17 protein-coding genes and 1 riboswitch are annotated in these 16,445 nt (G+C 74.0%); of the genes, 6 read left to right on the top strand and 11 right to left on the bottom strand.

Translation table 11 applies throughout. From position 1 onward, the window contains the following. Nucleotides 1-4: 4 nt before the first annotated feature. From ACFY3N_RS13605 to ACFY3N_RS13595, 3 genes are all read left to right on the top strand, one after another. Nucleotides 5-856 carry an SURF1 family protein gene (locus ACFY3N_RS13605; protein ID WP_390816816.1) on the top strand — a complete coding sequence of 284 codons (852 nt, stop codon included), beginning with the start codon at nt 5-7 and terminating at the stop codon, nt 854-856. A 185-nt stretch (nt 857-1,041) separates the two neighbouring features. After that, the gene (locus tag ACFY3N_RS13600; protein WP_390816815.1) at nt 1,042-2,844 is read left to right on the top strand and encodes a glycoside hydrolase family 15 protein; all 1,803 of its coding nucleotides are present in this window, start codon (nt 1,042-1,044) and stop codon (nt 2,842-2,844) included. Between the two features lie 4 nt (nt 2,845-2,848). Next, a complete protein-coding gene (locus tag ACFY3N_RS13595; protein ID WP_390816814.1) occupies nt 2,849-3,604 on the top strand; it encodes an SDR family oxidoreductase in 756 nt (251 codons plus the stop codon). Between the two features lie 191 nt (nt 3,605-3,795). Here ACFY3N_RS13595 and amaP read toward each other — a convergent pair whose 3' ends face one another. Genes amaP through ACFY3N_RS13570 form a run of 5 tightly spaced genes read right to left on the bottom strand, consistent with a single transcriptional unit; the run spans nt 3,796 to nt 6,070 of the window. Next, entirely contained in the window at nt 3,796-4,374 is a 579-nt protein-coding gene (gene amaP / locus ACFY3N_RS13590; protein ID WP_390816813.1) for an alkaline shock response membrane anchor protein AmaP, read from the bottom strand. A gap of 2 nt (nt 4,375-4,376) precedes the next feature. Next, on the bottom strand, nt 4,377-4,991 hold the full coding sequence (locus tag ACFY3N_RS13585; RefSeq protein WP_390816812.1) for a DUF6286 domain-containing protein: 615 nt from the start codon (nt 4,989-4,991) through the stop codon (nt 4,377-4,379). Next, on the bottom strand, nt 4,988-5,368 hold the full coding sequence (locus tag ACFY3N_RS13580) for a hypothetical protein (RefSeq protein WP_390816811.1): 381 nt from the start codon (nt 5,366-5,368) through the stop codon (nt 4,988-4,990). The genes ACFY3N_RS13585 and ACFY3N_RS13580 overlap by 4 nt, the downstream gene beginning before the upstream one ends. Beyond that, a complete protein-coding gene (locus tag ACFY3N_RS13575) occupies nt 5,365-5,550 on the bottom strand; it encodes a hypothetical protein (RefSeq protein WP_390816810.1) in 186 nt (61 codons plus the stop codon). Before ACFY3N_RS13575 ends, ACFY3N_RS13580 begins: the two co-directional genes overlap by 4 nt. 25 nt (nt 5,551-5,575) lie before the next feature. Next, complete coding sequence (locus tag ACFY3N_RS13570) at nt 5,576-6,070, bottom strand: Asp23/Gls24 family envelope stress response protein (protein ID WP_390816809.1); 495 nt, start codon at nt 6,068-6,070, stop codon at nt 5,576-5,578. Between the two features lie 86 nt (nt 6,071-6,156). On the opposite strand from ACFY3N_RS13570, the gene ACFY3N_RS13565 reads away from it, so the two are divergent. Beyond that, nucleotides 6,157-6,882 (top strand): nucleopolyhedrovirus P10 family protein, encoded by a 726-nt coding sequence (locus tag ACFY3N_RS13565; RefSeq protein ID WP_390816808.1) that lies wholly within the window; start codon nt 6,157-6,159, stop codon nt 6,880-6,882. A gap of 197 nt (nt 6,883-7,079) precedes the next feature. Here the strand turns inward: ACFY3N_RS13565 and ACFY3N_RS13560 are convergent, their stop codons facing one another. The 6 genes from ACFY3N_RS13560 to ACFY3N_RS13535 all read right to left on the bottom strand — a co-directional run bounded on the left by ACFY3N_RS13560 (nt 7,080) and on the right by ACFY3N_RS13535 (nt 14,372). Beyond that, on the bottom strand, nt 7,080-7,883 hold the full coding sequence (locus ACFY3N_RS13560; RefSeq protein WP_390816807.1) for an enoyl-CoA hydratase/isomerase family protein: 804 nt from the start codon (nt 7,881-7,883) through the stop codon (nt 7,080-7,082). A 106-nt stretch (nt 7,884-7,989) separates the two neighbouring features. After that, nucleotides 7,990-8,211, bottom strand: a complete 222-nt coding sequence (locus ACFY3N_RS13555) for a helix-turn-helix domain-containing protein (protein ID WP_029385158.1) — start codon at nt 8,209-8,211, stop codon at nt 7,990-7,992. A 356-nt stretch (nt 8,212-8,567) separates the two neighbouring features. After that, the gene (locus ACFY3N_RS13550) at nt 8,568-10,166 is read right to left on the bottom strand and encodes an ABC-F family ATP-binding cassette domain-containing protein (protein ID WP_390816806.1); all 1,599 of its coding nucleotides are present in this window, start codon (nt 10,164-10,166) and stop codon (nt 8,568-8,570) included. 426 nt (nt 10,167-10,592) lie between these two features. After that, a complete protein-coding gene (locus ACFY3N_RS13545) occupies nt 10,593-12,035 on the bottom strand; it encodes a hypothetical protein (protein ID WP_390816871.1) in 1,443 nt (480 codons plus the stop codon). Nucleotides 12,036-12,279: 244 nt separating this feature from the next. After that, on the bottom strand, nt 12,280-13,407 hold the full coding sequence (locus ACFY3N_RS13540) for an alpha/beta hydrolase (protein ID WP_390816805.1): 1,128 nt from the start codon (nt 13,405-13,407) through the stop codon (nt 12,280-12,282). Nucleotides 13,408-13,640: 233 nt separating this feature from the next. After that, nucleotides 13,641-14,372 (bottom strand): class II aldolase/adducin family protein, encoded by a 732-nt coding sequence (locus ACFY3N_RS13535; protein WP_390816804.1) that lies wholly within the window; start codon nt 14,370-14,372, stop codon nt 13,641-13,643. 184 nt (nt 14,373-14,556) lie between these two features. On the opposite strand from ACFY3N_RS13535, the gene ACFY3N_RS13530 reads away from it, so the two are divergent. Beyond that, entirely contained in the window at nt 14,557-15,801 is a 1,245-nt protein-coding gene (locus ACFY3N_RS13530; protein ID WP_390816803.1) for an anion permease, read from the top strand. 34 nt (nt 15,802-15,835) lie between these two features. Then, nucleotides 15,836-16,057 carry a hypothetical protein gene (locus ACFY3N_RS13525; RefSeq protein WP_390816802.1) on the top strand — a complete coding sequence of 74 codons (222 nt, stop codon included), beginning with the start codon at nt 15,836-15,838 and terminating at the stop codon, nt 16,055-16,057. A 154-nt stretch (nt 16,058-16,211) separates the two neighbouring features. Beyond that, nucleotides 16,212-16,350, top strand: a riboswitch (cobalamin riboswitch). The last annotated feature ends 95 nt before the right edge of the window (nt 16,351-16,445 follow it).

The raw sequence follows: 16,445 nt of genomic DNA, 5'->3' as shown, positions 1-16,445 counted from the left end.
TGGGGTGTACCGCTTTCTGTTGTCCCGCCAGTGGGTGATCATCACGCTGGTCGCCCTGGTCCTCATTCCCACGATGATCTGGCTGGGCTTCTGGCAGATGGACCGCCACGACGAGCGCGCCGCCCGGAACCGGCTGGTCGCCGAGGCGCTGGCGGCCGATCCGGTGCCGGTCGAGCGGCTGGCCGCGCCCGGGGACGCCGTGACGCGCGCCGAGCGGTACCGCACCGTGACCGCCAAGGGGCACTTCGACACCGATGACGAGGTCGTCGTCCGCCGCCGCACCAACGCCGACGACCGGGTCGGCTTCCACGTCCTCACCCCCTTCGTCCTCGACGACGGCGAGGTCCTGCTCGTGAACCGGGGCTGGATCCCCGCGGAGGCGGGCCGGACCGCGTTCCCCGAGGTTCCCGCACCACCGCGCGGCGAGACCACGATCAAGGGCCGGCTGATGCCCGACGAGACGACCGAGGCGAGCGGCATCAAGGACCTCGAGGGCCTGCCGGACCGGCAGATCATGCTGATCAACAGCGAGCGGGAGGCGGAGCGCCTCGGTGCCCGGGTGCTCGGCGGCTACGTGGCGCAGACGGCGCCCGAGCCGAAGGACGGCACCCCGGAGCTGCTCGGGGACCCCGGCAAGGAGAACGCGGCGCTGAACTACGCGTACGCCGTCCAGTGGTGGCTGTTCGCGGCGGCCGTGCCGGTCGGCTGGTTCGTGCTGGCCCGCCGCGAGGCCCGGGAGCGGGCCGGCACGGCGGCCGGGGGCACGGACGACGCCGAGGAGACGGAACCGGCGGCGGTGCAGGAAGCCCCCGCCGGGGACACGCGCCGCGCCGGGAACGACCGGTCGGTACTGTGACCTGCGCTCCTCTCCCGGTTCGGGGCGGTCCGTGCGCGAGTGGCGCGGCGGGCGCCCCGCCGGCCCGGCGCCATCCGGACGGGCCGTGCGCGCGGCTCTCCCCGGGAGGCACGGCACACCGGGGACGGTGACGCGTGGCCGACGGTCCGTCATTCCCCCGGCCCCGCCCCTGATTGCCGCCCCCGATGGCCGGGAACCCGCACCCCGTGCACCGTATCGAGGACTACGCGCTCATCGGCGACGAACAGACCGCTGCCCTGGTGGGCGCGGACGGCTCGGTCGACTGGCTCTGCCTGCCCCGCTTCGACTCGGCGGCCTGCTTCGCACGGCTGCTCGGGGACGAGGACAACGGGCACTGGCGCATCGCCCCGGCCGGTGCGGACCGGTGCACCCGCCGCTCCTACCGCGAGGACACCCTGGTCCTGGACACCGAGTGGGAGACCCCCGAGGGGGCGGTGCTGGTCACCGACCTGATGCCGCAGCGCCACCGCGCGCCGGACCTGGTGCGGATCGTGCAGGGCGTACGGGGTGAGGTGACCGTGCGCAGCACGCTGCGGCTGCGCTTCGACTACGGCTCGGTCGTGCCGTGGGTGCGCAAGGAGGACGGCCACCGGGTGGCGGTGGCCGGGCCGGACTCGGCGTGGCTGCGCAGCGTCCCGGAGGTGGACACCTGGGGCGAGGACCGGTGCACCGTCTCCGAGTTCACGGTGCGGGAGGGCGAGCGGGTCGCGTTCGTGCTCACCTGGCACCCCTCCCACGAGCCGCGGCCCCCGCTGGTCGACCCGTACTCCTCGCTGCGGCACAGCGTCACCGACTGGCGTGCCTGGGCGTCCCGGTGCCGTTACGACGGCCCGCACCGGGACGCGGTCGTCCGGTCGCTGATCACCCTCAAGGCGCTCACCTACCGCCCCACCGGCGGCATCGTCGCCGCGCCCACCACCTCGCTGCCGGAGGAGCCGGGCGGGGTGCGCAACTGGGACTACCGCTTCTGCTGGCTGCGCGACTCCACCCTGACCCTGAACGCGCTGCTGGCCGCCGGATACCAGGAGGAGGCGGAGGCCTGGCGCAACTGGCTGCTCCGCGCGGTCGCGGGCGACCCGGCGGACCTGCAGATCATGTACGGACTCGCGGGCGAGCGGCGGCTGCCGGAGTCCGAACTGCCGTGGCTGCCCGGTTTCGACGGCGCCACGCCCGTACGGATCGGCAACGGCGCCGTGAACCAGCTCCAGCTGGACGTGTACGGCGAGGTCATGGACTCCCTGGCGCTGGCGCGGAGTTCGGGGCTGTCCCCGCAGCCGGACGTGTGGGCGCTGCAGTCGGTGCTGATGGACTTCCTGCGCACGGCGTGGCGGCAGCCGGACGAGGGGCTGTGGGAGGTGCGCGGCGGCCGGCGCCACTTCGTGCACTCCAAGGTGATGGTGTGGGTGGCCGCCGACCGCGCGGTGCGCACGCTGGAGGAACACCCGGACTTCGACGGGGACCTGGACGGCTGGCGCGTACTGCGCGACGAGGTGCACCGGGAGGTGTGCGAGAAGGGGTACGACCCCGCGCGGAACACGTTCACGCAGTCGTACGGTTCCCGCGAGCTCGACGCCGCGCTGCTGCTGATCCCCCGGGTGGGTTTCCTGCCGCCCGACGATCCCCGGGTGCTGGGCACCATCGACGCGGTCCACGCGGAGCTGGGGCGGAACGGGTTCGTGCACCGGTACACGCCGGACGCCACGGCCGTCGACGGGCTGCCCGGCCAGGAGGGTACGTTCCTGGTCTGCTCGTTCTGGCTCGCGGACGCCCTGCACATGACCGGCAGGACGAAGGAGGCGCGCGAGCTGTTCGAACGGCTGCTGGGGCTCGCCAACGACGTGGGTCTGCTGGCGGAGGAGTACGACCCGGTGGGCGGGCGGCTGCTGGGCAACTTCCCGCAGGCGTTCAGCCACATCGGCCTGGTGAACACCGCCCTCGCCCTGTTCGGGGACGAGGGGGCAGGATAGGGCCATGGATCTTGGACTGAAGGACCGGGTGTACGTCGTCACCGGGGCGACCCGCGGCCTGGGCAACGCCTCCGCGCGGGAGCTCGTCGCCGACGGCGCGAAGGTGGTCGTCACGGGGCGGGAGGAGGAGTCCGCCGTTCGGGCGGCGGCCGCGCTGGGGCCGGACGCGGTCGGGGTGGCCGTCGACAACGCCGATCCCGAGGCGCCCGCACGGCTGATCGCCACCGCGCGGGAGCGGTTCGGGCGCTTCGACGGCGTCCTCGTCAGCGTGGGCGGGCCGCCGCCGGGGTTCGTCGCCGACACCACCGACGAGCAGTGGCAGGCGGCGTTCGAATCGGTGTTCCTGGGCGCGGTGCGGATGGCGCGGGCGGCCGCGGCGGAGCTGGGTGAGGGGGGTGTCATCGGGTTCGTGCTGTCGGGGTCGGTGCACGAGCCGATCCCGGGGCTGACCATTTCCAACGGGCTGCGGCCGGGGCTGGCCGGGTTCGCGAAGTCGCTGGCGGACGAGTTGGGGCCGCGGGGGATCCGGGTGGTGGGGCTGCTGCCGGGGCGTATCGACACGGACCGGGTGCGGGAGCTGGACTCGTTGTCGGCGGATCCGGAGGCTACGCGGCGGGCGGCGGAGTCTCGGATTCCGTTGCGGCGGTACGGGACGCCGGGGGAATTCGGCCGTACGGCGGCGTTCCTGCTGTCGCCGGCGGCTTCTTATCTGTCCGGTGTGATGTTGCCGGTGGACGGGGGTTTCCGGCACGGGTTCTGAGGCCGGGGCTGGTGGGTGCGCTGTGCTGGGGCGGGGCGGGGGGTGGTCACGCAACCCGGCGTTTGCGGGGTGCCTCCCCCAGAGGGGGTACCCCCAGCGCCCACCCTCCCCCATCGCCCCAGCGGCACGACTGCCCGCGGGGACGGCGGCGCACGACTGCCCGCGGGGACGGCGGAGGTGACGGGTGGGGGTTAGGTCACTCGTTCGGGGCGGTGTTTGGTGGTGTGCAGGCGGGCCTCCGTGGGGAGGGCGGTGCGGCCCGTGGCGTTCCGGGCGTGGGTGAGGGGGCCCCTCGTCAGGGACTCCAGGACGGTTCCGGGGTCGGTGTGGGAGTGCAGGCGCAGGAGCACGCGGGCCCTCGGGGCGCTTCGGCCGCCGGTGAGGAGGACGTGGGCCCGGGCTACGCCGTCCAGGTGACCCGCGTCCTCGGCGATGGCTTGTTCCAGGGCCCTCCCGCGCAGTGACGCGCCCTCGTCGTCGCCGGTGTCGAGCAGGACCTCGGTCAGTCGCCGCCGGCGCAGCACCGCGATCAGCCACCACAGGGAGAGCAGGACCAGGACGGCGAGAACGGCGATGACGACCGGCCACCACCAGCCGTCGTCCCGCCACCGGGTCCGCTCGGCCTCGTCCAGCAGCACGTCGTGCCGGCCGTCGTGCAGCCACCAGGAGGGCGCCGGCGCCCCCAGTCCGATCGCCAGCACGGACCCGCCGAGGGCGACCAGTACCAGCCCCACGATCCCGAGCAGCGCCCGGTTGACGCCCTTGAGCACTTCTACCGCTCCTTCCGGCCGGGCCGTCGTACGCGCAGCGACAGCGAGGGCGGCCGGGCCAGGCCCAGCCCTTTCACGGCGCCGTCGAGCACCGCGGTCAAGTCGGCCCGTACGTCGTCCGGTTCACGGAAGTGCGACACCGCGCGGACGTCCGCGCGGGCGCGTTTCACCTTGACCCGCACCGACCGTACGCCGGCCACCTCCAGGGCCCGGTCCCGCAGCACCGTGGCGGCGGCGTCCCGGTGCAGTCCCGCGCGGACGTCGGGATCCGTGGGGCGCATCGGGAGCAGGGTCCGCAGGCCGGGTGTCAGGGCGAGCAGCACCAGCCAGAGTCCGAGGGCGGTGGCGACACCGGCGCCGGTCAGCACCCAGATGTCGTCCAGGGGGCGTTCGGCGAGCTGCCGGGCCAGTTCCCGGCGCCAGCCCAGCGCGGAGCGGTGGGCCCGCACGGCGACGACGTCGTACAGGAACGCGCCCGCGACCACCAGGATCAGCAGCGCGACCAGGCCCGCGGGGACCCGGCGGGCCGACCAGAAGCGCCGGTGCCCGCCGGAGCCGCCGGGCACCTCCGCGGCCGGCGGGTCCTCCCCCAGGACCGCGTCCTCACGGTGACTCATCGCGTCCTCCCCCGGGCCGCTTCCAGCGCGTCCCTCAGGTGCAGCCGTTCGACCAGGACGACGACCTCCGGCACGTGCATCCCCGCCAGGGCGCGCACCCGGTGGACCACCTGGCGCCGTACCTGCGCGCACCGGCCGCCGATGTCGCCCGGATAGTCGAGTTCGACGTGCACCCGGACCCGGGCGGCCTCATGGCGCACGACCACCGTGGCGTTCGCGGGGGCGGCGCCCGGCGGCAGGGGGCCGACCGCCTCCCGGGCCGCCTGCGAGGCGATCTTCGCGACCACCCGGTCGGCGATCCTGGTCGCCCCGCGCTCACCCGGCGCGACGGCGGACGGCCCCCGGCCGGGCTCGGCGACCGTGCTCACCGCCGTCACCGCCGTCGTTCGTCACGGGCGCGGAAGAAGTCGCCGAGTTCCAGGTCCCCCTCGAGGAACCGCCCGACGACGAAGCCGACGGCGCCCAGGGCCGCCACCAGCAGAAATGCTCCGAACCCGCCGAAGTATCCGGCGAAGCCCAACGCCATGCCGGCGATCATGCCGACCACGGCCATGTTCATGGTGCGCTCCTCCGCTCACCTGACCTCACTGAAGGCGGGTCTCCGGCTCCTCTTCCTCCTCCTCGGGCAGCTTCACGTCGCTCACCGCGATGTTGACCTCGACGACCTCCAGGCCGGTCATCCGCTCGACCGCCGCGATGACGTTCTCCCGCACGTCCCTGGCGACGTCGGCGATGGCCACGCCGTAGTCGATGACGATCTCCAGGTCGAGCGCGGTCTGCACCTCGCCGACCTCGGCCTTCACGCCGCGCGTCACCGACTTCGAGCCGCCGGGCACCCGGTCGCGCACGGCGCCGAAGGTCCGTGACAGGCCGCTGCCCATGGCGTGCACGCCGAACACGTCCCGCGCGGCCAGCCCCGCGATCTTCTCCACCACCCCGTCGGCGATGGTGGTACGGCCGCGGGACGCGGGGTCACCGCCGCCGCGCCGGGTTCCCTGGCCCTTGCGGGAGCCGGTCTCCACGAGGTTCTTCTGCGGGTCGGAGGCCCGTACCGAGTCACCTTCGGTCATGTCGGTCATCTCCATGTATCCCTTCGATCGTCCTCCTGCGACCACCGTATGCGCGTTTGCTCCGTATCGCGCCGGAAATGCGTCAGGCTGGAGGAATGACGGCGGACCGGTGGACTCGGGCAGTGCGGGAGCAGGTGGGGCTGGGCAGGATCCTGGCCCTGGGAGGACCGCGCGACGGCGCGTGGATCGTGGAACGGGCGGCGGAGGCGGCGCTGCGGCGCGCGGTGGTACGGGACGCGCCGGGCGTACGCCTGGACGGGGTGCGGATCGGGCTCACCGATCCGGGGGCGGCGACGGACGAGCCGGTCGTACCGCCTCCGCCGAGCGCGCTGCCGCCGGGGCCGTTGCGGCTGACCGCCGAGTTCGCGGCCACGGCGGTGCGGCCGGTGCCGGTGACGGCGTCACGTCTGCGGGCGGTGCTGGCGGAAGCGGCGGTGGAGTGGATCGGGCTGTCCGTCACGGAGGTGGACCTGCGGGCGACGGAGCTGTTGGATGCGGAGCCGGCGCCGGCCGCGGAGCCGGCGCCGGGGCGGGAGGCGGCGCCCGAGTCGTCGGACGCGGGCGACTCCGAGGTGGCTCGTGTCGCGGCGGCGGCGCGCGGGGTGGCGGGGGTGAGTCGGCTGACGGGGGTGCTGGGGCGGTCGGTTCATCTGACCGAGCAGCCGGGTGAGGCCGCGCTGCCGCGGCGCCACGCGCGCGTGGACCTCGCGGTGGTGGCGGACGCCCCTCCTCTGGACGTGGCCCAAAGGGTCCGCTCGGCGGTGGCGTCCGCTCTGCGGGACGGGCCCACGGTGGCCGTGCTGATCACCGCGGTCGACTGACGGGGCCACCCCGGCCGGTGAGGGGTTCTTCCCGCCGGGCCGCGCCCGGGGCCACGGCCGGGTGGTCCACCGGGGCGGGGAGGCGGCGCAGCCCGGCGTTCGCGGGGTGCCTCCCAGGCCCCTGAGGCACCGGGAGGGGCACGACCGCCCGCGGTTCATGGAGACCGGCGGCCGCCCGCGGGAGCGGACGGCGGGGGTTATTCGCCGAGGCCGGCCAGGTCGCGCAGGCGGCGGGACTGGGATGCCCGTTCGGCGGTGCGCTGTTCGTCGTAGGTGCGGTCCTGGGCGCCGCGGAGCAGGGACTTGGTCTCGATGACGGCGTCCCGGGGGGCGGCCAGCAGGGCCGCGGCGAGGTCCTGGACCGCCGCGTCCAGGTCGGCCGCGGGCACGGCGAGGTTGGCCAGGCCGGTGTTCACGGACTCCTCGGCCGTGACGAAGCGCCCGGTCGCGCAGATCTCCAGCGCGCGGGCGTATCCGACCAGGCCGACCAGCGGATGCGTACCGGTCAGGTCGGGGACGAGACCGAGGCTGGTCTCGCGCATGGCGAACTGCACGTCGTCCGCGACGACGCGCAGGTCACAGGCGAGGGCCAGCTGGAACCCGGCCCCGATGGCGTGTCCCTGGACGGCCGCGACGGACACGATGTCGCTGCGCCGCCACCAGGTGAACGCCTCCTGGTACTCGGCGATGGTCGCGTCCAGCGCGGCGTCGTCGCGGCGCGCGAGGTCGAGGAACGACGGCTCGCCCTCGATCCCCTCGGGCGTGAACATCTGCCGGTCGAGCCCGGCGGAGAAGGACTTGCCCTCCCCGCGCAGTACCACGACCCGGACGGAGCCGGGCAGCAGCCGGCCCGCCTCGGTCAGCGCCCGCCACAGAGCGGGGCTCTGCGCGTTGCGCTTGGCCGGGTTGGTCAGCGTCACCGTGGCGATCGCGTCGTCGACGGTGAGCCGTACGCCGTCCTTGTCGAGTACGGGACCGAGGTCCTGGGCGGACGAAGCCATGGGGCGCCTCCGATGGGTGCGGTCATCCAAGTGACTGCACAGTAACCACCCGGCCGGTCAGTCGCCCGACCGGGTGGCCACCATCGGGAAAGCGGGGCTCCCGGAGTCAGGCCGAAGGGGCTTTTTTACCCCGTGTCGCCCCGCCACGCCCTCGCAGCGTGACACCCGATTCGCTGAGCATGCGGTGCACGAAGCCATACGAGCGGCCGGTCTCCTCGGCCAACGCCCGGATGCTCGCACCGGCGTCGTACTTCTTCTTCAGGTCTGCCGCGAGCTTGTCGCGCGCGGCGCCGGTCACCCGGCTGCCCTTCTTCAGAGTCTCGGCCACCCGTGCCTCCTCATGGGAAGTGCGCTCTGGTCCCCTCATGATCACCCCTCCCGGCCCTCATGGCCACCCATTCGGCAAGGTCGGTGAGACAAGGTTGTGACGACGGGAGCGCATCCCCACATACGGAATGAGAGATTCCGCGACGGGCCCGCAGTACCTCCGTACGGGTTCTTCCGCGAAGCGCCAGGTCAGAAAGGCGTAACGGCCGAGCCCCGGTTCACCGGGAGCTCGGCCGCGAAATGCGTGTAGGACACACCACGGGATGAGGAGATCTCACACGAATGACGGATCACCGATGGGCCGAATGATCCATACGCAGTGGATCACGCCTCCGGTCGGCCCCGGCGCGGCGTCTCTCAGGCGAGGGCGACCAGGTCCGCGTAGTCGGCGCCCCACAGGTCCTCGACGCCGTCCGGCAGCAGGATGATCCGCTCCGGCTGGAGCGCCTCGACGGCGCCCTCGTCGTGCGTGACGAGGACGACCGCGCCCTTGTACGTGCGCAGCGCGCCGAGGATCTCCTCGCGGCTGGCCGGGTCGAGGTTGTTGGTCGGCTCGTCGAGGAGCAGCACGTTGGCCGAGGAGACCACGAGGGTCGCGAGCGCGAGACGGGTCTTCTCACCGCCGGAGAGCACACCGGCCGGCTTGTCGACGTCGTCGCCGGAGAACAGGAACGAGCCGAGCACCTTGCGGACCTCGACGAGGTCCATGTCGGGCGCGGCGGAGCGCATGTTCTCCAGGACCGTGCGGTCGGGGTCGAGGGTCTCGTGCTCCTGGGCGTAGTAGCCGAGTTTGAGGCCGTGGCCGGGCACGACGGCGCCGGTGTCCGGCTGTTCGACACCGCCCAGGAGCCGCAACAGGGTGGTCTTGCCGGCGCCGTTGAGGCCGAGGATGACGACCCGGGAGCCCTTGTCGATGGCCAGGTCGACGTCGGTGAAGATCTCCAGGGAGCCGTACGACTTCGACAGGCCCTCGGCCATCAGCGGGGTCTTGCCGCAGGGCGAGGGCTCGGGGAAGCGCAGCTTGGCGACCTTGTCGGACTGGCGGACCTCCTCCAGGCCGGACAGCAGCTTCTCCGCGCGGCGGGCCATGTTCTGCGCGGCGACCGTCTTGGTGGCCTTGGCGCGCATCTTGTCGGCCTGTGCGTTGAGCGCGGCGGCCTTCTTCTCGGCGTTCTGCCGCTCGCGCCGGCGGCGCTTCTCGTCGGCCTCGCGCTGCTGCTGGTAGAGCTTCCAGCCCATGTTGTAGACGTCGATGGTGGCGCGGTTGGCGTCCAGGTAGAACACCTTGTTGACGACCGTCTCGACCAGGTCGACGTCGTGGGAGATCACGATGAAGCCGCCGCGGTAGGTCTTGAGGTAGTCGCGCAGCCAGACGATCGAGTCGGCGTCGAGGTGGTTGGTCGGCTCGTCCAGCAGCAGGGTGTCCGCGTCGGAGAACAGGATCCTGGCGAGTTCGACGCGACGGCGCTGACCGCCGGAGAGGGTGTGCAGGGGCTGGCCCAGCACGCGGTCGGGCAGGTTCAGCGCGGCGGCGATGGTGGCGGCCTCGGCCTCGGCGGCGTATCCGCCCTTGGTGAGGAACTCGGTCTCCTGGCGCTCGTACTGCTTGAGCGCCTTCTCCCGGGTGGCGCCCTGGCCATTGGCGATGCGCTGCTCGTTCTCGCGCATCTTGCGGATCAGTGTGTCGAGGCCGCGGGCGGAGAGGATGCGGTCGCGGGCGAGGACGTCGAGGTCGCCGGTGCGGGGGTCCTGGGGCAGGTAGCCGACCTCGCCGGAGCGGGTGACGGTGCCGCCGGCGGGGATGCCCTGGCCGGCGAGGACCTTGGTGAGGGTGGTCTTGCCGGCGCCGTTGCGGCCGACGAGACCGATGCGGTCGCCCTTGGCGACGCGGAAGGTGGCGCTTTCGATGAGGACGCGGGCACCGGCGCGCAGCTCGATGCCGGAGGCGGAGATCACGGACAGACTCCTGGGCAGGTGTGGGGTGGCGGTGGGCGGCTGAGGACGTTCCCGCCGTCTAATGCGCGAGGAGAATGGCCATGCGAGCCATTCTAACGGGGCCGTGCAACCGCTTTTCCTGAGTGCGGGCGAGCCCGGCGGCGCCGGTGGCCGGTGCCGGACCGGGCGGATCACGGAGGCTCTCGGCCCCACGGAGGCGTCGGCGCACGGGGGCGGGGACGGCACGGTGGCGCACACCGGGCCGGCGCGGGGCGGCGCCGGACGCGAAGGGGCCCGGCGGGGTGTTCGACGCGGCGGTGAGGGGCGCGGGCCCGGCCGGGGCGCACGTCGTCGTGGACGACGCCGACGCGCACCACCGGCGGGCGGTGGACCGGGGCCGCGGCCCCCGCGGCTCCACGGCCCGCGCCCTCGGGGACCGGAGCCCGGTCAGCTGCCCGTGTGCACCTGGAAGGCGGCTCGGCGGACCGCCTTGGCCAGGGCCGGGTCGGGATGGGCGGCGGCCAGGGCGACCAGGACCTGGACGGTGCGCGGGTGGCCGACGGCGCGCACCTCGGTGAGCAGCGCGGGGACGGTCGGCTGGACCGCGGACTCCAGGTGGCGGACGAGCAGCGGGGCCTCGCCGTGGTCGGCCACGGCGGCCGCGGTGTCCACCCACAGCCAGGTGGCCTCCTCGCGGGTGAGGACCTCGTGGGCGTCCTCGGGGTCGGCGCCGTCGTGCTCGGCGAGCCACAGCAGGGCGTACGGCCGCAGCGTCGGCTCGTCGAGCACGGCGCGGACCTCGGGCTCGGCGGGGGCGCCGACCACGCGCAGCGCCTCGAAGGCGAGGCCGCGCAGCAGGGCGTCCTCGCCGCGGGCGGCGTCGATCAGCTCCGTGACGGCGCTGCCGACCGGCCGGGCGGCGAGCCAGGCGCGGTATTCGGCGCGGGCCGCGTTGGGGCGCAGCTGGGCGCAGCCGCGCAGCATGTCCTCCGCGCCCTGCTCGATGTTCCCGGCGGGGCTCTGCGCGGCGACGCAGATCTGCTCCAGCTTGACCCACACCGCCCAGCTGCCGAGCGGGGTGAGCGTGGCCTGCCCGTCGCCGTAGGTGAGGGCCCCGACGGAGGCGAGGGCACGCAGCGCCCAGTCGAGCAGCGGCTCGAGCGGGGCGTCGTCGGCGGCGGGCGCGGCGGGCGCGGGCCGGGTCCGCTGGAGCGGCACCCCGGGTCCGGGCTCCGCCCCGCGCCGGGGCCCGGCCCCGGGCCGGGCCCCGGCGGTTCCGGACGTCTCGGCCCGCGGGGCGGCGGGACGGGCCGGGTCGGGCTGCGGGACGTAGTCGACCTCGCAGCGTTCCGTGCGGAGTTCGGTGACCCGCTGCTGGAGGAGGTCGAGGAGCTGGGGCACGGGGACCGGGCCGGCGGAGAGCTGGAGGAAGGAGAGGACCTGTGGCATGGCCGTGACGACCTCGGCGACGGCGGCGGCCTCGTACTCCTCGGGTTCCGGGTGGGCGAGCGACCAGGCGTCGCACAGGGCGACCCAGCCGCGCAGCACGGCGCTGTCGTCGCGGTCCCAGGCGCGCAGCCGCCAGCCCGGGCGGGCGCTGTCGCCGTGCACCTCGATGAGGCCGGCCAGGCGGGCGGTGTCCCAGTCGGCGCGGACCTGAGCGGGGGTCAGGCCCAGGGCGCGGGCCGCCCGTTCGGCGGTCGCGTCGGAGAGGGTGGCCTTGCCGTCGGCGGTGGCGCTGTCCCCGCCGGGGCCGAGGGCGGCGTCGGCCCAGCGGGCGACGCGGGCCGCGGCGGCCAGACCGGAGCGCGCCATTCTGGCCAGCTCCGCCGGTGCCGGAGTGCCCTCCGGGGGGCGTGGCGCGGGGCGGCGCGAGCGCCGCTGGTTCATCGCTCTGGGGGCGGCGGCCAGGGGTCGCGGGCGGACGAGTCGAAGCCTGGAGTCGCGCGGGATACGGGACGTCACGGGTGCAGTCTTCCGGTTGACGGTCCGAAAACCCAAACGGAATGCCGACGAGGCCGCCGGGACGGCTCGCGTCTCGGCCCCGGATGCGGTCGGAGGGAGGGATTCAGGCCACTGGTACGGCCATAAACGGAATACTCGGCACCGGCTGTCCGGTGCTCTCTCCGCGCGGTCACATCAGGGGGGTGAGGAAGCGCCGCAGCGCCTCTTCGTAGGCCTGTGGGTCGGCGTTCCACATCGCGCCGTGCGGGGCGCCCCTGACGGTGTGCAGGGTGATGGTGTTCGGGTGGTCGGCGGCGAGGCGGCGGGAGAACCGCCAGGGCGCCACCGTGTCGTCGGGACCGTGGAAGATCTGCGTGGGGACCGCGATCCGGTCCAGGTGGGTGGCGCCGGGCCGGCGGTCGCCGTACAGGCCCGTGCGTCCCTGGGCGGCGCGGACCGCGAGCGGCAGCAGGGCGCCCGGGGTGTGCCGGGCCGCGGCGAGGGCGCGCAGGGTCGCCTCCCAGCTGAGCACCGGGGAGTCGAGGACGAGGCCGGCGACGCGTGCGCGCACCTCGGAGCGGGCGGCGGCGCGCAGTGCCATGGTCGCTCCGGTGGACCAGCCGTACAGGACGACCTGCCGTGCGCCGGAGTCCACGGCGTGGTGGAGCGCCGCGTCGAGATCGCGCCACTCGGTCTCGCCGAGGTGGTTGAGGCCGTCCGGGGAGCGCGGCGCGCCGGGGTCGCCCCGGTGGGCGGGGGCGAGCACCGGGAAGCGGTGGCGGTGCAGGAACTCCATGAGGTTCATGGTGTGTTCCCGGGTGGTGCCGAGGCCGTGGACGGCGACCACCCAGGTGTCCCGGGCACCCGGCACGAACCAGGCGGGCAGGGGGCCGAGTTCGCCGGGGATGATGAGGTCGGTGTGGTCCAGGCCGAGGGCGCTGCCCGGGTCGCCGACGTACAGGTTCGGGGTGAGCCGGGCGCGGTCGCCGGGCTCCAGGGTGCCGTACGTGACGCGTTCGAGGCGGCGTACCACGGTGTCGGCGGAGTCCGGGGTGCCGGGCAGCACGGGTCCGACGACCGCGTGGAAGTCGTCACCGGTCAGGCCGTGGCGTCCGGGCCGCAGGGTGGCGAAATCCCTGGTGAGGGCGACCTGGCCGGCGGCGGTGGCGTGGACGGTGAGTCCGGGTTCGGTGGGCAGGGGCCCGCCCGGGGGGATCCTGAGCGCGGCGTCGCTGGCGAACCGGCCGGCGGCCACCGCGGCGGCGCCGGCCCCTATCACGGCGGTGACGGCGACGGCCGTCGCTCTGGCAGTGCGCACGTTCTCCAGTGTCATGTCGGAACGTGTACCCGGCCAGTGGGAGTGGGCACGGCGGGGTCGGGCGGCGCCCGCGCGTTTCCTGTCCGCGGGAGGGCGTCACGCGGGCGTGGGGTCCCGGGGCGGGGTCCTCGCCCCCGCCGCCCCTTCCCTCCCCCACTCTCGACTTCGCTCGAGCGGGGGGACCCCCATCGTCCCCGGTGGCCGCGCCCCGGCCCCCCTCCGGCCCCGCCGGGTCAGCCCCGCTGCCCGTACCCCCGCATGCGTTCCCCCGCCTCCGCCAGTTGCCCCGGGGTCAGCAGGTGCGGGGACAGGCCCGGGACGGACGACGCGGTCAGCCAGAGGCGGCACATCCATTCCAGCTGGGCCGTGCGGTCGTAGGCCTGGGCGAGGGTGGTGCCGTGGGTGACGGTGCCGTGGTTCTGCAGGAGGCAGCCGGTGCGGCCGTCGAGGGCGCGGAGCATGTTCCCGGCCAGTTCGTCCGTGCCGTACGTCGCGTAGCGGGCGACCCGGACGGGTCCGCCGAGCGCCGCCGCCATGTAGTGGATCGGCGGCAGCTCGTCGACGAGCGTGGAGACGGCCGTCGCGTGCACGGCGTGCGTGTGCACGACGGCGTGCGCGCCGGTCGTGCGGTAGACCGCGAGGTGCATGGGCAGCTCGCTGGTGGGGACGAGGGAGCCGAGGACCTGCCGGCCGGTGAGGTCGACGCCCGTCACGTCGTCCGGCGTCAGCCGGTCGTACGGCACCCCCGACGGCGTGACCAGGACGGTCCCGCCGACCCGCACCGAGACGTTGCCCGAGGTGCCGACGACGAGTCCGTCGGAGACGGTCCGGCGCGCGGCCTGGACGAGCTCCGTCCAGGCGTGCGCCTCCTCCTCGCGCACGCGCCTCCCCCGCGCCTCCCGCCCGTCCCGGCCGCCGTCCCCGGCGCCCCCCGCTTCCCGCCCGCTCCACCGCTGCTCAGCCATGCCGTGATCCTGCCAGGCGGCCCGCCCGCCGTGGGCCGTCCGTACGGCGCGGCGGCGGCACCGCCGTTCGGCGGAGCACCCACCCCCTCTTACGGTCACTCCGATGCCCATTCCAGTTCATCTTCCGTTCACCCTGGTTACCTACGTTCGACCAGCCAATGACCTCGAACGATTGCCTGGGTAAATGGAAAGCTTCTCGCTGATCCTCGCGATTGTGGTGGTAACCGCACTCGCGTTCGATTTCACGAACGGTTTCCACGACACCGCGAACGCGATGGCAACGACCATTTCGACCGGTGCTCTCAAGCCCAAGGTCGCGGTGGCCATGTCCGCCGTACTGAACCTTGTGGGCGCCTTCCTCTCGGTGGAGGTCGCCAACACGATCTCCAAAGGACTCGTCGACGAGTCCGGCATCCGTCCCGAGGTCATCTTCGCCGCGTTGGTCGGTGCGATCCTCTGGAACCTCCTGACCTGGCTGGTCGGTCTGCCGTCCAGCTCCTCGCACGCCCTCATGGGCGGTCTGATCGGCGCCACCGTCGCCTCCGCCGGCCTCGGCGCGGTGCACGGCGACGTCCTCGTCACCAAGGTCCTGATCCCCGCGATCGCCGCCCCGCTGGTGGCCGGAGTCGCCGCGATGTTCGCCACCCGGCTGACCTACCGCCTGGGCGCGAAGGCCGACGGCAAGGCCTCCGCCAAGGGCTACCGCGCCGGGCAGATCGCCTCCGCCGGCCTGGTCTCCCTGGCCCACGGCACCAACGACGCCCAGAAGACGATGGGCATCATCACCCTCGCCCTGGTGGCCGGCGGCACCCTCGCCCCCGACTCGGACCCGCCCCTGTGGGTCATCCTCTCGGCGGGCGTCGCCATCGCGCTCGGCACCTACCTCGGCGGCTGGCGCATCATCCGCACCATGGGCAAGGGCCTGACCGACCTCCAGCCGCAGCAGGGCTTCGCCGCCCAGACCAGCGCCGCGACGGTCATCCTGGCCTCCTCGCACCTCGGCTTCTCCCTCTCCACCACGCATTCCGTTTCCGGTTCCGTGATGGGCGCGGGCCTGGGCCGCAAGGGCGGTGTCGTCCGCTGGTCGACCGCCACCCGGATGTTCGTCGCCTGGGGTCTGACGCTGCCGGCGGCGGCCCTGGTCGCGGCGCTCGCCGAGTGGGTCTGCGGCTTCGGCGACTGGGGCACCGCCATCGTGGCCGTCTTCCTGGTCGCCTCCAGCGCCGCGATCTGGAAGATCTCCCGGCGCGAGGTCGTCGACCACACCAACGTCAACGACCACGGGGGTCCGGACGAGGAGCCGTCCGGCGTGGTGACGCAGGCGATGGCCGCGGTGACCCCGCCCCCGGCGGGCACCGTGAGCGAGGAACTCACGGCCACGATCACGGCCACCGCCGACCCGGCACCGCCGGCGAAGACCACCGTCTGACCGCGCCGACCCGGCACGAAGGAAGAAGAGCACCATGAAGATCGACTGGGCGGCCCTCGGTTCCGTCTTCGGCGTCAGCCTCGTAGTCACCGTGGCCCTGGTGGGCCTGTTCACCCTCGGCATCAACGGCCTGTCCCGCCAGGAGCGGGCCGCCGCGCAGGGCGGGTCCGCGGCCCTGGCGGTCGCCGCCGCCTACGCCTGCTTCGCGGCGTGCGCGGCGGCGGTGGGGTACGGGATCTACCTGATCATGGCCTGATCGCAGAACGTCTCCGTCCGGCGGGCGGTGCGGGAGCCCCGGCTCCCGCACCGCCCGCCCGCGTGTGCGGCACCCCCGCCCGCGGTTCACCCACCGGAGCCCCGCTGTGGGCCTCAGCACACTTCAGCCTCGCAGGTCAACGGCAGGTTGACGGCCCTTCCGGGGCCGTGGTGGACTGCCTCAGCCACTACGGCGGCAGGAGAGGAAGCCGGTGCGATTCCGGCGCGGTCCCGCCACTGTCACCGGGGTGAACACCCCGGGAGCCAGGAACTCTCACCGCCGGTCTCGTCGAACCAGGGCGTGGACACCCTGAGTGAGGACATAACGCCATGCGCGGCTGCCTGCCGAGGTCGATCAGCGACGCTCCGCCCCACCACGGGGCCCTCCT

The sequence above is a fragment of the Streptomyces sp. NPDC000348 genome (genome assembly GCF_042898795.1).
Taxonomy (GTDB): Bacteria; Actinomycetota; Actinomycetes; order Streptomycetales; family Streptomycetaceae; genus Streptomyces.
This window is presented reverse-complemented; position numbering and strand designations above follow the sequence as displayed.